This is a genomic window from Pseudoalteromonas sp. DSM 26666 (assembly GCF_900116475.1).
Classification (GTDB): Bacteria; Pseudomonadota; Gammaproteobacteria; order Enterobacterales; family Alteromonadaceae; genus Pseudoalteromonas; species Pseudoalteromonas tetraodonis.
In genome coordinates, this window is sequence record NZ_FPAR01000009.1 from 107,491 (window position 1) to 123,271 (window position 15,781).

At 43.5% G+C, this 15,781-nt stretch carries 12 protein-coding genes and 1 tRNA gene; all 13 read left to right on the top strand.

Translation table 11 applies throughout. The annotated features are described in order from the left end of the window. Window positions 1–19 precede the first annotated feature (19 nt). A tRNA-Trp gene (locus BM380_RS15265) sits at window positions 20–96 on the top strand. 130 nt (window positions 97–226) lie between these two features. Continuing rightward, window positions 227–604, top strand: a complete 378-nt coding sequence (gene secE, locus BM380_RS15270) for a preprotein translocase subunit SecE (protein WP_013463843.1) — start codon at window positions 227–229, stop codon at window positions 602–604. Window positions 605–608: 4 nt separating this feature from the next. Continuing rightward, the gene (gene nusG / locus BM380_RS15275) at window positions 609–1,166 is read left to right on the top strand and encodes a transcription termination/antitermination protein NusG (RefSeq protein ID WP_013463844.1); all 558 of its coding nucleotides are present in this window, start codon (window positions 609–611) and stop codon (window positions 1,164–1,166) included. Window positions 1,167–1,383: 217 nt separating this feature from the next. Beyond that, window positions 1,384–1,812, top strand: coding sequence for a 50S ribosomal protein L11 (rplK, locus tag BM380_RS15280; RefSeq protein ID WP_008108462.1), 429 nt, complete (start codon window positions 1,384–1,386; stop codon window positions 1,810–1,812). Between the two features lie 4 nt (window positions 1,813–1,816). Then, window positions 1,817–2,521, top strand: coding sequence for a 50S ribosomal protein L1 (gene rplA / locus BM380_RS15285; RefSeq protein WP_013463845.1), 705 nt, complete (start codon window positions 1,817–1,819; stop codon window positions 2,519–2,521). 320 nt (window positions 2,522–2,841) lie between these two features. Next, a complete protein-coding gene (gene rplJ, locus BM380_RS15290; RefSeq protein ID WP_013463846.1) occupies window positions 2,842–3,336 on the top strand; it encodes a 50S ribosomal protein L10 in 495 nt (164 codons plus the stop codon). Window positions 3,337–3,410: 74 nt separating this feature from the next. Continuing rightward, complete coding sequence (gene rplL / locus BM380_RS15295) at window positions 3,411–3,773, top strand: 50S ribosomal protein L7/L12 (protein ID WP_013463847.1); 363 nt, start codon at window positions 3,411–3,413, stop codon at window positions 3,771–3,773. 269 nt (window positions 3,774–4,042) lie between these two features. Continuing rightward, a complete protein-coding gene (gene rpoB, locus BM380_RS15300; RefSeq protein ID WP_024602214.1) occupies window positions 4,043–8,068 on the top strand; it encodes a DNA-directed RNA polymerase subunit beta in 4,026 nt (1,341 codons plus the stop codon). Between the two features lie 104 nt (window positions 8,069–8,172). Continuing rightward, on the top strand, window positions 8,173–12,345 hold the full coding sequence (rpoC, locus tag BM380_RS15305) for a DNA-directed RNA polymerase subunit beta' (protein ID WP_013463849.1): 4,173 nt from the start codon (window positions 8,173–8,175) through the stop codon (window positions 12,343–12,345). Between the two features lie 194 nt (window positions 12,346–12,539). Beyond that, complete coding sequence (gene rpsL, locus BM380_RS15310; protein WP_002958885.1) at window positions 12,540–12,914, top strand: 30S ribosomal protein S12; 375 nt, start codon at window positions 12,540–12,542, stop codon at window positions 12,912–12,914. Window positions 12,915–13,011: 97 nt separating this feature from the next. After that, on the top strand, window positions 13,012–13,482 hold the full coding sequence (gene rpsG, locus BM380_RS15315; RefSeq protein WP_010392135.1) for a 30S ribosomal protein S7: 471 nt from the start codon (window positions 13,012–13,014) through the stop codon (window positions 13,480–13,482). 27 nt (window positions 13,483–13,509) lie between these two features. After that, a complete protein-coding gene (gene fusA / locus BM380_RS15320) occupies window positions 13,510–15,624 on the top strand; it encodes an elongation factor G (RefSeq protein ID WP_013463850.1) in 2,115 nt (704 codons plus the stop codon). Window positions 15,625–15,686: 62 nt separating this feature from the next. Then, window positions 15,687–15,781 (top strand): GTP-binding protein (locus BM380_RS15325; RefSeq protein ID WP_021032652.1); only part of this gene is annotated, 95 nt, incomplete at its 3' end.

Genomic DNA, 15,781 nt, shown 5'->3' on the forward strand with positions numbered 1-15,781 from the left:
TAATAGGCATCCACTTTGCAGGGGCGTAGTTCCAATTGGTAGAACAGCGGTCTCCAAAACCGACGGTTGGGAGTTCGAATCTCTCCGCCCCTGCCAATTTTTACAAAGTGAATAAAGTCTAGAACTAAAAATCGGTTTGAGTAAGCTTGTTTTTAAGTTTAGATTTTAATGGATTAACCCTGTCGACGTGCAGGGTTGTTGTGTCTGTAGTTAAGGTAATAATATTATGAGCACGAATATAGAAACACCATCAAGTGGGATGGAGTCAGTAAAGTGGTTAGTAGCAATTGCGCTACTTGCAGGCGCAGTCGTTGGTAATCATATGTTTGCAGATCAGTCTGTATTACTACGTGCTATTGGCGTTGTGGTTGCAATAGCGGCGGGTTTAGCTATTGCTTCGCAAACTTTTAAGGGACGTACCTTCCTTGCTTTTGCTAAAGAAGCGCGTATTGAAGTACGCAAAGTAATTTGGCCAACGCGTCAAGAAACAACGCACACGACATTAATCGTAATGGTTGCAACAGTGATTATGGCACTTATCCTTTGGGGATTAGATGGCATTTTATTCCGCGCTGTAGGCTTTTTAACTGGATTGGAGATCTGATCCCATGTCGGATGAGAATAACGAAAAGAAACTACGTTGGTACGTAGTACAAGCTTTCTCAGGTTATGAGAAGCGTGTTGCTCAAACATTATTAGAGCACATTAAAATCAAAGGCCTAGAAGATAGCTTTGGTGAAGTATTAGTTCCTACTGAAGAAGTAGTTGAGATGCGTGCTGGTCAAAAGCGTAAGTCTGAGCGTAAATTCTTCCCAGGTTACGTACTAGTACAAATGGATATGAACGATGCGAGCTGGCACTTAGTAAATAGCACTGAACGTGTTATGGGCTTTATTGGTGGCACATCAGACCGTCCTGCACCAATTAGTTCTAAAGAAGCTGATCGCATTCTTAATCGCCTACAAGAAAACGCTGAAGCGCCTAAACCAGCAACATTATTTGAACCAGGTGAAGTGGTTCGTGTTACTGATGGTCCATTTGCTGACTTTAGTGGTGTGGTTGAAGAAGTTGACTACGAAAAGAGCCGCGTAAAAGTATCGGTACTTATTTTTGGTCGTTCTACGCCAGTTGAACTTGAGTTTGGTCAAGTTGAACAAGATAAGTAATTGATTTAAAGCGTTGTGTTAAAAGTTTCTTAATTTTTGGCACGAAGCTTGAAAAAGGCCGCTGATTAACTTATAATCAGCGGCCTTTTTGTATTCAGGGAAACCGTTTGTTTAACTGTTTACTAAAAAGTGAGAAACCAATTTTTAAACTGGGAAGCCGCTAGAGTACGCGTCCTCGCGCGCACAAGGCTAAGACCCACCTAATGAGGTATTTATAATGGCTAAGAAAGTTGAAGCTCTAATCAAGCTACAAGTTGCTGCTGGTATGGCTAACCCTAGTCCTCCAGTAGGTCCAGCACTAGGTCAACACGGTGTAAACATCATGGAATTCTGTAAAGCGTTCAACGCACGTACAGAATCTATCGAAAAAGGCGCTCCAGTTCCTGTAGTGATCTCTGTTTACGGCGACCGTTCATTTACGTTCGACATGAAAACGCCACCGGCTGCTTACTTACTTAAGAAAGCTGCAGGTATCAAATCTGGTTCAGGCCGTCCTAACACTGAAAAAGTAGGCACAGTAACTCGTGCTCAACTTGAAGAAATCGTTGAGACAAAGAAACCAGACCTTACAGCTTCTGATTTAGAAGCTGCGGTTCGCACTATCGCAGGTTCTGCGCGTGCGATGGGCTTGAACGTAGAGGACTAAGATAATGGCTAAATTAACTAAACGTATGCGTACTATCCGCGAAAAAGTGGAAGTAACTAAAGATTACGAAATTAACGAAGCAGTTGCTCTTTTAAAAGAATTAGCGACAGCTAAATTCGTAGAAAGTGTTGACGTTGCTGTTAACCTTGGTATCGATGCTCGTAAATCTGATCAAAACGTTCGTGGTGCGACTGTACTACCTAACGGTACTGGTCGTGACGTTCGTGTTGCTGTATTCACTCAAGGCGCTAATGCAGAAGCTGCAAAAGAAGCCGGTGCTGAATTAGTAGGCATGGAAGATCTTGCTGAACTAGTTAAGAAAGGCGAGATGAATTTTGACGTTGTTGTTGCATCACCAGACGCTATGCGTGTTGTTGGTCAACTAGGTCAAATCTTAGGCCCACGTGGTCTAATGCCAAACCCTAAAACTGGTACTGTAACACCTAACGTTGCAGAAGCAGTTAAAAATGCGAAAGCAGGTCAAGTGCGTTACCGCAATGACAAAAATGGTATCATCCATACTACGATTGGTAAGGTTGATTTCACTGCTGAGCAGTTACAACAAAACCTTGAAGCTCTAATTGTTGCGCTTAAGAAGGCTAAACCTTCTCAAGCTAAAGGTGTTTACTTGAAGAAAGTAACTATCTCTACAACAATGGGCGCAGGTGTTTCTGTTGACCAAAGCACTTTAAGCACAGTTGTTGCTTAATTGAGTGTTTACATGGCGTGAAATTTGTACTATAATTTTGCGCCATTTTGTTGATTAATTTAGTTAATCGCAAAGTAAAGAATTCGGGTTGAAGTCCATAATTTCGAAGCGCCTTTGGGCAACGCGATAAATTGGGCTTCCGTCCAAGACCGTAGGCGGCTTCGGCCTTAATATTACCTACGTAGACGGTGTGAATCCCCAGATAGATTTTTCCTAATCTTCTGGCTCTCGCCGTAAAAAGCATCTCCATCTTTATTGATGGGGAAGAGTAAAACAGGGAAGCCGATAAACGGTAACCCATTAAACCAGGAGTAACACCCATGGCTTTAAATCTTCAAGGCAAAAAAGCAATTGTTGCTGAAGTCAACGAAGCAGCCAATGGTGCTCTTTCTGCAGTTGTTGCAGATTCTCGTGGTGTAACAGTTGGTGCAATCACTGCCCTTCGTAAAGAAGCTCGTGCAAATGGTGTTTGGATGAAAGTTGTCCGTAACACTTTAGCAAAACGTGCTTTTGAAGGTACAGAGTTTGAGTGCCTTTCTGACTCATTAGTTGGTCCAAGCTTAATCGCTTTCTCATCAGAGCACCCAGGTGCTGCTGCGCGTATCTTCTCAGATTTCGCGAAAAAGAATGAGCATTTCGAACTTAAGATGGCCGCTTTTGAAGGTAATGTAGTAGACGCAGCTATGCTTGCAACTCTACCTACATACGACGAAGCTGTTGCACGCTTAATGAGCGCTATGAAAGAAGCGTCTGCTGGCAAATTGTGTAAAACAATTGAAGCAGTACGTGTACAGAAAGAAGAGCAAGCTGCTTAATTTTAAGTTGTTTAATCCCTTTCGGTGTAAATTTATTTGGACCTTAGAGTCCGTTAATTATTAGGAAATTTGTAATGTCTGTAACTAAAGACCAAATCCTTGACGCAATTGCTGAAATGTCAGTAATGGACGTTGTTGCTCTAGTTGAAGCAATGGAAGAAAAATTCGGCGTAACTGCTGCAGCTGCTATGGTAGCAGGTCCTGCTGCTGAAGCTGCTGAAGAGAAAACAGAATTTGACGTAATCCTTACTGGCGCTGGCGCTAATAAAGTTGCGGCAATCAAAGCTGTTCGTGGCGCAACTGGTCTTGGCTTAAAAGAAGCTAAAGCACTTGTTGAAGCTGCTCCAACTCCAGTTAAAGAAGGTATTTCTAAGGAAGAAGCTGAAGCTCTTGCTAAAGAACTTACTGAAGCTGGTGCTGAAGTTGAGGTTAAGTAATCTAGCTTTTGCTAGGTTCGCTGCCTGAGAAATCAGGCAAGGGCTGGTGATTATTTAATCACCGGCCTTTTTGCGCTATAGAGCGACTATTCTTATAGCGCAAATAAAATCTGATTTATTCTTTAATTTCAACGCTTTATAGTTTGCTAGTGTTGAGGTGGGATTAAGTTGGAACAACAGTTAAATGTTGTACATCTTGGCATAGATGCCAGTTAAGTCTGTTCTTACAAGAACAGGTCGGGTCAAAGATCAGCAAGCTGAGGAACCCCATGGCTTACTCTTATTCTGAAAAGAAACGTATCCGTAAGGATTTTGGTAAACGTCCACAAGTTTTGGATATACCTTTCTTACTGTCGACGCAGTTAGAATCGTTTAAAAAATTCTTAGTCCCGGACGCTGATGGCGATCATGGTTTGGAAGCTGCCTTCCGTTCTGTGTTCCCAATTAAAAGCTACTCGGGAAATTCTGAGCTTCAATACGTAAGTTATCGTATTGGTGAGCCAGTATTCGATGTAAAAGAATGTCAAATTCGCGGTGTGACTTATTCTGCTCCACTTCGCGTGAAACTGCGTCTTGTAGTAATGGACAAAGAAGCTCCAGGCACAGTTAAAGACATTAAAGAGCAAGAAGTTTACATGGGCGAAATTCCGCTCATGACCGATACCGGTACTTTTGTAATCAATGGTACAGAGCGTGTTATCGTTTCTCAGCTACACCGTAGCCCTGGTGTATTCTTTGATAACGACCGCGGTAAAACTCACTCGTCAGGTAAAGTGCTTTATAACGCACGCGTAATTCCTTACCGTGGTTCATGGTTAGACTTCGAATTTGATGCAAAAGATAACTTATATGTACGTATTGACCGTCGTCGTAAATTACCGGCGTCTATCATCTTACGTGCACTTGAGTACACGAGTGAAGAAATCCTAGATATCTTCTTCGATACTACTGCGTTTGAAATTGCTGACGGTAAAGTTCTTATGGAACTTGTACCTTCACGTTTACGTGGTGAAACTGCCGCTTTTGATATCAAGAGCGAAGACGGTGAAGTCCTTGTTGAAAGCGGTCGTCGTGTTACGGCTCGCCACATCAAGAGCATCGAGAAAAAAGGCATTAATCAATTAGAAGTACCACATGAGTACATCATTGGCCGTGTATTAGCGAAGAACTATGTTGATGAGTCAACAGGTGAAATCATCGCGACTGCAAATGACGAGCTAACGCTTGAAATGATGGCTGAATTGGTTAAAGCAGGTCACACTACTATTGATACATTATATATCAATGAAGTGGACAGCGGCGCTTACATGTCAAATACATTAAACATTGACTCGTCAAGCAACCGTTTAGAAGCACTAGTAGAAATTTATCGCATGATGCGCCCAGGCGAGCCACCGACGAAAGACGCGGCTGAAGCCTTATTTGAGAACTTATTCTTCTCAGAAGAACGCTATGACTTATCAACAGTAGGTCGTATGAAGTTCAATAGCCGTGTTGGTTACGATTCAGACACAGGCCCTGGCACATTAAGCAAAGAAGACATCGTAGCGGTTATGAAAGTATTGATTGCTATTCGTAACGGTGTTGGCGATGTTGATGATATAGACCACTTAGGCAACCGTCGTATACGTAGTGTTGGCGAAATGGCTGAGAACCAATTCCGTGTAGGTTTAGTACGTGTAGAACGTGCTGTACGTGAGCGCTTAAGCTTAGGTGACCTAGACGCGATCATGCCACAAGATCTTATTAACGCTAAGCCTATTTCGGCAGCAGTTAAAGAGTTCTTCGGCTCGTCTCAGTTATCACAGTTTATGGACCAAAATAACCCGCTATCAGAAGTAACGCACAAGCGTCGTATTTCTGCATTAGGTCCGGGCGGTCTAACTCGTGAGCGTGCTGGCTTTGAAGTACGTGACGTTCACGTAACTCACTACGGTCGTGTATGTCCAATCGAGACTCCTGAGGGTCCAAACATCGGTCTAATTAACTCATTGTCTACGTATGCACGTACCAATGACTACGGTTTCTTAGAAACACCTTACCGCAAAGTGGTAGACGGTGTGGTAACTGATGAAGTTGATTACCTATCAGCCATTGAAGAAGGTCAGTTTGTTATCGCACAGGCGAACTCAAACTTAACTGAAACCAATGAGTTTGTAGATGAACTTATTCCGTGTCGTCACAAAGGTGAATCAACCTTTATGGGTCGCATGGACCAACAATATATGGATGTATCACCACAACAGGTGATCTCTGTAGCGGCCGCACTTATCCCGTTCCTAGAACACGATGATGCTAACCGTGCATTGATGGGTTCAAACATGCAACGTCAAGCAGTACCAACATTGAAAGCGGACAAACCGTTAGTAGGTACTGGTATTGAGTTAACACTAGCGAAAGACTCTGGTGTAACGATTGTTGCAAAACGTGGTGGTGAAGTAATGTATGCCGACGCAAGTCGCATCGTTGTTAATGTACATGAAGAAGAACGCATTCCTGGTGAAGCGGGCATCGACATCTACAACTTAACCAAGTACACACGTTCTAACCAAAATACATGTATTAACCAAAAACCAACATGCATGGTTGGTGAACCGGTTACTCGTGGCGATGTGTTAGCAGATGGTCCTTCGACTGACTTAGGTGACTTAGCCCTTGGTCAAAACCTTCGCGTGGCATTCATGCCATGGAACGGTTACAACTTCGAGGATTCAATCTTACTATCAGAGCGCGTAGTTGAAGAAGATCGTCTAACGACTATTCATATTCAAGAACTACAGTGTATTGCCCGTGATACTAAATTAGGCTCAGAAGAGATCACAGCAGATATCCCGAACGTGGGTGAATCTGCACTAGGCAAGCTTGATGAATCAGGTGTTGTATATATTGGTGCTGAAGTTAAAGGCGGCGATATCCTAGTAGGTAAAGTGACTCCGAAAGGCGAAACGCAATTAACACCAGAAGAAAAGCTACTACGTGCTATCTTCGGTGAAAAAGCGTCTGACGTTAAAGACAGCTCTTTACGTGTACCAAACTCTGTAACTGGTACTGTAATCGACGTACAAGTTTTCACCCGTGATGGTGTTGAAAAAGATAAACGTGCGTTAGAAGTTGAAGACATGCAGCTTCGCGAAGCGAAGAAAGACTTCAACGAAGAGTTCCGTATTCTAGAAGCCGGTGTTTTAGACCGTGCACGCAAGTTACTTGTGGCAGCTGGTTTCGATGAAGACAACTTAGCGTCACTGAATGCTGAAAAGTTACTAACTCAAAGCCTTGCTGAAGAAGACAAGCAAGCTGAACTTGAGCAACTAGCTGCACAGTACGATGAGCTTAAAGCTGAATACGATAAGAAGTTTGAAAACAAACGTCGTAAAATTACCCAAGGTGATGACTTAGCACCAGGCGTACTTAAGATTGTTAAAGTATACCTAGCTGTTAAACGTCGTATCCAACCGGGTGATAAAATGGCGGGTCGTCACGGTAACAAAGGTGTTATCTCGACTATCGTACCAGTAGAAGATATGCCATACGATGACAAAGGTCGTACGGTAGATATCGTACTAAATCCACTAGGTGTACCATCACGTATGAACATCGGTCAGATCCTTGAAACACATATGGGTCTAGCTGCACGTGGTATTGGTGAGCGCTTAGAAGAAATGATGAAAGAGCAACGCGAGCTTCATGAGCTACGCGAATTCATCAAACAAGCTTATGAGATCGGTGAGTCTCGTCAGGTTGTGGATATTGCTAGTTTCTCTGATGACGAAATTCGTCGTTTAGCTGAAAACTTGAAAGGTGGTTTACCGATTGCTACTCCTGCATTTGATGGCGCGAAAGAAAGCGAAATCAAAGACATGCTAGAGCTGGGCGGCTACCCTAGAAGTGGTCAGGTTACACTTTATGATGGCCGTACTGGCGATCAGTTTGAACGTCAAGTAACTGTAGGTTACATGTACATGCTTAAACTTAACCACTTGGTTGACGATAAGATGCACGCACGTTCTACTGGTTCTTACAGCCTTGTTACTCAGCAGCCGCTGGGTGGTAAAGCACAGTTCGGTGGCCAGCGTTTTGGTGAGATGGAAGTATGGGCACTTGAAGCTTACGGTGCTGCTTACACGCTACAAGAAATGCTAACAGTGAAATCGGATGACGTGAACGGTCGTACTAAGATGTATAAAAACATCGTTGATGGTAACCATAAAATGGAACCAGGTATGCCAGAATCGTTCAACGTATTGTTGAAAGAAATCCGCTCACTGGGTATCAACATCGAGTTGGAAGAAAATTAAGCCAATTAGATGCTGCAGTTAGCGCTGCAGCATCTGTTATGGCTGAATAGAATGTAGGGACGAGAACATCCGTCCTCAAGATTAACTCCGACAGGAGAGCTAAGGTGAAAGACTTACTTAAGTTTCTGAAGCAACAAAATAAGACCGAAGAATTCGATGCAATTCGCATTGGTCTTGCTTCACCAGACATGGTTCGTTCATGGTCATACGGTGAAGTAAAGAAACCTGAGACTATTAACTACCGTACTTTCAAGCCTGAGCGCGATGGCTTATTCTGTGCCCGTATTTTCGGCCCAGTGAAAGATTATGAGTGTTTATGTGGTAAATATAAACGCCTTAAACACCGTGGTGTGATCTGTGAAAAGTGTGGCGTTGAAGTAACACTCACTAAAGTGCGTCGTGACCGTATGGGTCATATAGAACTGGCAAGTCCAGTTGCGCATATATGGTTTTTAAAATCATTACCGTCACGTATCGGCTTAATGCTTGATATGACGCTTCGTGATATTGAACGTGTTCTTTACTTCGAATCATTCGTAGTAACTGAGCCTGGCATGACAACGCTTGAGCGTGGTCAGCTATTAGGTGAAGAAGAATACCTAGATGCACTTGAAGAGCACGGTGATGAATTTGAAGCGAAGATGGGTGCTGAAGCAGTATTAGACTTACTGCGTGAACTCGATCTTGCTCAATTAATTGCAGAAATGCGTGAAGAGTTACCTACAATTAACTCTGAAACTAAGCGTAAAAAGATCACTAAACGTCTTAAGTTAATGGAATCGTTCCACCAATCAGGTAATAACCCTGAGTGGATGATCATGACAGTACTTCCAGTATTGCCACCTGACTTACGTCCATTAGTACCACTAGACGGTGGTCGTTTTGCGACATCTGATCTAAATGACCTTTACCGTCGTGTTATTAACCGTAATAACCGTCTTAAGCGTCTACTAGATTTAGCTGCACCAGATATTATCGTACGCAACGAAAAACGTATGTTACAAGAAGCGGTTGATGCGCTACTTGATAACGGTCGTCGTGGTCGTGCAATTACAGGTTCTAACAAACGTCCTCTTAAATCGCTTGCTGATATGATCAAAGGTAAGCAAGGTCGTTTCCGTCAGAACTTACTTGGTAAGCGTGTAGATTACTCTGGCCGTTCTGTAATCACGGTTGGTCCTACACTTAAGCTTCATCAGTGTGGTCTTCCTAAGAAGATGGCATTAGAGCTTTTCAAACCATTCATCTATGGCAAATTAGAGCGTCGCGGCATGGCTACGACAATCAAAGCTGCTAAAAAGATGGTTGAGCGTGAAGTAGCGGAAGTATGGGATGTACTAGACGAAGTAATTCGTGAACACCCAGTATTACTTAACCGTGCACCAACACTTCACCGTTTGGGTATCCAAGCGTTTGAACCTGTGCTTATCGAAGGTAAAGCGATTCATTTGCACCCATTAGTATGTGCGGCGTACAACGCCGATTTCGATGGTGACCAAATGGCGGTACACGTACCGCTAACAATTGAAGCGCAACTTGAAGCTCGCGCGTTAATGATGTCTACAAACAACATCTTATCGCCTGCTAATGGTGAGCCAATCATCGTTCCTTCACAGGACGTTGTATTAGGTCTTTATTACATGACGCGTGATCGTATTAACGCGAAAGGCGAAGGCGCCGTATTTAAAGATCCTAAAGAAGCAGAAAAAGCATACCGTAGTGGTAATGCCGACCTTCACGCTATCGTGAAAGTACGTATTAGCCAATCAGTTAAAAACGAAGAAGGTGTTGTTGAAGACACTGTAACCGTAATTGATACTACTGTTGGTCGTGCGATTCTGTCTTTAATTTTACCAAAAGGCATGCCGTATGAGTCAATCAACCAAGCCCTAGGTAAAAAGCAGATTTCTGGCTTAATTAATGAGTGTTACCGTCGTCTTGGTCTAAAAGACACAGTTATGTTTGCTGACCAAATCATGTACACCGGTTTCCACTATGCAATGAAGTCAGGTGTTTCAATTGGTATCGATGACTTAGTTATCCCACCAGTTAAAGCAGCAATCATTGAATCAGCTGAAGCTGAAGTAACTGAAATCAACCAACAATTTCAATCAGGTCTTGTAACGGCTGGTGAAAAGTACAACAAAGTTATCGATATCTGGTCACGTGTAAATGAAAACTTATCACGTGAAATGATGGCCAACTTGTCAAAAGACACGGTTATCAATGCAAAAGGTGAAGAAGTAGAGCAACCGTCATTTAACTCAGTGTTTATGATGGCCGACTCAGGTGCTCGTGGTAGTGCCGCTCAGATCCGTCAGCTAGCAGGTATGCGTGGCCTAATGGCACGTCCAGATGGTTCAATCATCGAGACGCCAATCACGGCTAACTTCCGTGAAGGTCTAAACGTACTTCAGTACTTCATCTCAACGCACGGTGCGCGTAAAGGTCTTGCCGATACAGCACTGAAAACAGCGAACTCGGGTTACCTAACGCGTCGTCTAGTAGACGTTGCACAAGATTTGGTAATCAACGAGGACGATTGTGGCACAGAAGATGGCTTAACAATGAAACCGCTAATTGAAGGTGGTGACGTTGTAGAAGCACTTCGCGAACGTGTACTAGGTCGTGTTGTTGCTGAAGATGTTGTAATACCAGGTACTAATACAGTACTTGTTGAACGTAACATCATGCTTGACGAAAAACTGTGTGACCTTTTAGAAGAGCACTCAGTTGATGAAGTTCGCGTACGTTCAGTTATCACTTGTGATAACGACTTTGGTGTATGTGCTAAGTGTTATGGTCGTGACCTTGCACGTGGTCATATCATCAACGCGGGTGAATCAGTAGGTGTTATCGCGGCACAGTCAATCGGTGAGCCGGGTACACAGCTTACGATGCGTACCTTCCACATCGGTGGTGCGGCATCAAGAGCGTCTGCTGAAAATAATGTACAAGTTAAAACAAACGGTACATTAAAACTTCACAACGCTAAATATGTATTAAATACAGACGGTAAGATTGTTATTACCTCTCGTTCTACCGAGATCACTATCATTGATAGCTATGGTCGTGAGAAAGAGCGTTATAAAGTACCTTACGGTGCGGTATTAACAGTGCAAGACAATGCAGAAGTTCAAGGTAACGACATCGTTGCTACTTGGGACCCGCATAGTCACCCAATCGTTCTTGAGCATAAATCAAAAGTATCGTTCAGCGATATCGATGATTCAAACACTGAAGCACAGACTGACGAACTAACGGGTTTAACTCGTGTAGTTGTTAAAGATCTTGCTAAAGCGAATGCGAAAGAGCCAAAGCTTATCATTGAAAGTGATGAGCGTGGATTGCAAGAAACGCGTCTTCCTTCATTCACTACGATTGAAGTAACAGACGGCGCGACTGCAAACCCAGGTGACGTGTTAGCACGTATTCCGCAAGAAGGTTCGAAAACTCGTGATATCACGGGTGGTCTACCACGCGTAGCCGACTTATTTGAAGCACGTAAGCCGAAAGATCCAGCTATCTTAGCTGAAATCACCGGTACGATTAGCTTCGGTAAAGAGACTAAAGGTAAGAAACGTTTAGTTATTACACCAGCTGAAGGCGATCATTACGAAGAAATGATTCCTAAGTGGCGTCAACTTAACGTGTTTGAAGGTGAACAAGTGTCTAAAGGTGAAGTTATCGCCGATGGTCCAGAATCACCGCATGACATCTTACGCCTACGTGGTGTGACTCATGTTGCTAATTACATTGTTAACGAAGTGCAAGAGGTTTATCGTTTGCAGGGCGTTAAGATCAATGATAAGCACATTGAAACTATTATTCGTCAAATGCTACGTAAATGTATCATTCTAGACGGTGGTGATACTGAGTTCTTAGCCGGTGAGCAAATTGAAGTGGCACGCGTTAATATCGCAAACCGCGACCTTGAAGCTCAAGGTAAGATCCCAGCTAAGTTTGAAATCCAGTTAATGGGTATCACAAAAGCATCACTAGCGACAGAATCTTTCATCTCAGCAGCCTCGTTCCAGGAGACAACTCGTGTCCTAACAGAAGCCGCTGTAAATGGTAAGAGCGATGAACTACGCGGTCTGAAAGAAAACGTAATTGTGGGTCGATTGATCCCAGCCGGTACCGGTTTTGCGTATCATCAAGAGCGTATGGCTCGTCGTAAGCAAAAAGACGTTGTTGAAGAGCAAACGGTAAGTGCGGAAGAGGCAACTCAAGCACTCACTGATGCTTTAAACGCGGATTTATCTGGAAATCAATAAACCGAATCTAATCAATAGATTAGAGTTTCACAAGGCAGTTATCTACTGCCTTGTGAGCGGTTTAGGTTGACAGGTCAATCTTTGCTCATTAAAATTCCGCCACCCATTTACTTGCACGTTTAAAACATGCTGGTAAAACAAGGGCGGATTTTTTATTTTTTTCAGTAGTAATTTTAATTTCAGGAGCTATTTAAATGGCAACTATTAACCAGCTAGTGCGTAAGCCACGTCGTAGCAAGGTTACTAAAAGTAACTCAGCTGCGCTTAAAGCGTGTCCGCAAAAGCGTGGTGTATGTACTCGCGTATATACAACTACACCTAAGAAACCAAACTCGGCGTTACGTAAAGTAGCTCGTGTACGTTTAACTAACGGTTTCGAAGTAACTTCATACATCGGTGGTGAAGGTCATAACCTTCAAGAGCACAGTGTAATCCTAATCCGTGGTGGTCGTGTTAAAGATTTACCAGGTGTGCGTTTTCACACTGTACGTGGTGCACTTGACTGTGCAGGCGTTAGCGACCGTCGTCAAGCTCGTTCTAAATACGGTGCAAAACGCCCTAAAGGCTAATTGTTTTCCGTTAGTAAGGCCAAGCACTAAATATTATTAATTATTGTTTTGGGTGATTGACTCGAAAGAGCAAACCTGAATAAACCGGAGATACAAAATGCCTAGAAGACGCGTAATAGGTCAACGTAAAATTCTTCCAGATCCTAAGTTCGGATCGGAACTTCTTGCTAAGTTCGTTAACATCGTAATGTTAGACGGCAAGAAATCTACTGCTGAAAAAATCGTTTATGGTGCGCTAGACGTGGCTGCTGAGAAATCAGGCAAGTCGCACCTAGAAATCTTTGAAACTGCACTTGATAACATCCGTCCACAGGTAGAGGTTAAATCTCGCCGTGTTGGTGGTTCAACTTATCAAGTACCAGTTGAAGTACGTCCAGTACGTCGCAACGCATTAGGTATGCGTTGGTTAGTAGACGCTGCACGTAAGCGTGGCGAAAAATCTATGGGCTTACGTTTAGCTCAAGAAATCGTTGACGCTGCTGACAACAAAGGCACTGCGGTTAAGAAACGTGAAGACGTTCACCGTATGGCTGAAGCGAATAAAGCATTCGCTCATTACCGTTGGTAATCTGTCCTTAACCTTTAAGAGGATTTTATGGCACGTACAACTCCACTTGAGCGTTACCGCAATATCGGTATTTGTGCTCACGTAGATGCAGGCAAAACCACCACAACAGAACGTGTTCTGTTCTACACAGGTCTTTCTCATAAGATCGGTGAAGTACATGATGGCGCCGCAACTATGGATTGGATGGAGCAGGAACAAGAGCGTGGTATCACAATCACTTCTGCTGCAACAACGTGTTTCTGGAAAGGGATGGACGCGCAATTTGACGACCATCGCATCAATATCATTGATACCCCAGGACACGTAGATTTCACTATCGAAGTAGAGCGTTCTTTACGTGTACTAGATGGTGCGGTAGTTGTTCTTTGTGCTTCATCTGGTGTACAGCCGCAAACTGAGACAGTTTGGCGTCAAGCGAACAAATACGAAGTTCCGAGAATGATCTTCGTAAATAAAATGGATCGCACAGGCGCTGACTTCTTAACGGTTGTCGGCCAGGTGAAATCTCGTCTTGGAGCAACGCCTGTTCCAGTCCAGTTGCCAATTGGCGCTGAAGACGACTTTAAAGGTGTTATTGACCTTATTAAAATGAAAGCTATTAACTGGAATGATGAAGACCAGGGTATGACTTTCTCTTATGAGGCAATACCGGCAGAACTTCAGGATTTAGCTGAAGAATGGCGCTCTCATTTAGTTGAAAGCGCTGCTGAAGCCTCTGAAGAACTAATGGATAAATACTTAGAAGGTGAAGAGTTAAGCGAAGCAGAAATTAAAAATGCTTTGCGTCAACGCACATTAGCGAACGAAATTGTTCCCATGACCTGTGGTAGTGCATTTAAAAACAAAGGCGTTCAAGCTGTGCTTGATTGCGTTGTTGAATACATGCCATCACCCACACAAGTGAAACAAATCCAAGGTATCCTCGAAGATGGTACCGAGGAAGAGCGTCCTGCTGATGATAAAGCGCCGTTTGCTGCACTTGCTTTTAAGATTGCAACAGACCCGTTTGTTGGCACCTTGACCTTTTTCCGTGTTTACTCTGGTACTGTTAAACAGGGTGACGCGGTATATAACCCAGTAAAAAGTAAGCGTGAGCGTCTTGGTCGTATCGTTCAGATGCATTCAAACTCACGTGAAGAGATCAAAGAAGTCTACGCAGGCGACATCGCGGCGGCTATTGGTCTCAAAGACGTAACAACAGGCGAGACACTGTGTGATCCGAATTCTATTATTACGCTAGAGCGTATGGAATTCCCAGAACCAGTTATCTCTGTTGCGGTTGAGCCTCGCACAATCGCTGACCAGGATAAAATGGGTATCGCGCTAGGTAAACTAGCGGCAGAAGATCCATCTTTCCGCGTACAAACTGACGAAGAATCAGGCCAGACGATTATCTCTGGCATGGGTGAACTTCACCTTGATATCATTGTCGACCGTATGAAACGTGAATTCAGTGTTGAATGTAACGTTGGTAAGCCGCAGGTTGCATACCGAGAAGCTATTCGTTCAACTGTTGAAGTTGAAGGGAAGTTTATACGTCAATCAGGTGGTCGTGGTCAATATGGTCACGTCTGGCTTAAACTTGAACCGATGGATATTTCGGATGATGAAGCCCCAATTTACGAGTTCGTTAACGAAACCGTAGGTGGGTCAGTTCCGAAAGAATACATCCCTGCGGTAGACAAAGGTATCCAAGAGCAAATGGCTCAAGGTGTACTGGCAGGCTACCCATTACTTGGCGTGAAAGCGACTTTATATGATGGTTCATTCCATGATGTAGATTCGAATGAAATGGCATTTAAAATAGCAGGTTCACTCGCTATGAAGCAAGGTGCGCTAGATGCAAACCCTGCTTTATTAGAGCCAGTAATGAAGGTTGAAGTACTCACTCCTGAAGCAAACATGGGTGATGTAGTTGGCGACCTAAACCGTCGTCGCGGCATGATCGAAGGCATGGAAGATGCACTTGGTGGACTTAAGCAAATTAATGCTCAGGTTCCGTTATCTGAAATGTTTGGTTATGCGACTGCTTTACGATCTGCAACACAGGGCCGTGCCTCATACTCTATGGAGTTTTTGAAGTACGCTGAAGCCTCTAAACAGGTTGCAGATACAATAATTTCAGCTCGCGCTGTTATATGATTTTAGCTTGTCTGGCTCAATACTGAGTCAGGCTTTAATTTCTTTATTAGGAATTTTTTAAGATGGCAAAAGAAAAGTTTGAACGCGTAAAACCGCACGTAAACGTTGGTACAATCGGCCACGTTGACCACGGTAAAACTACACTAACTGCAGCAAT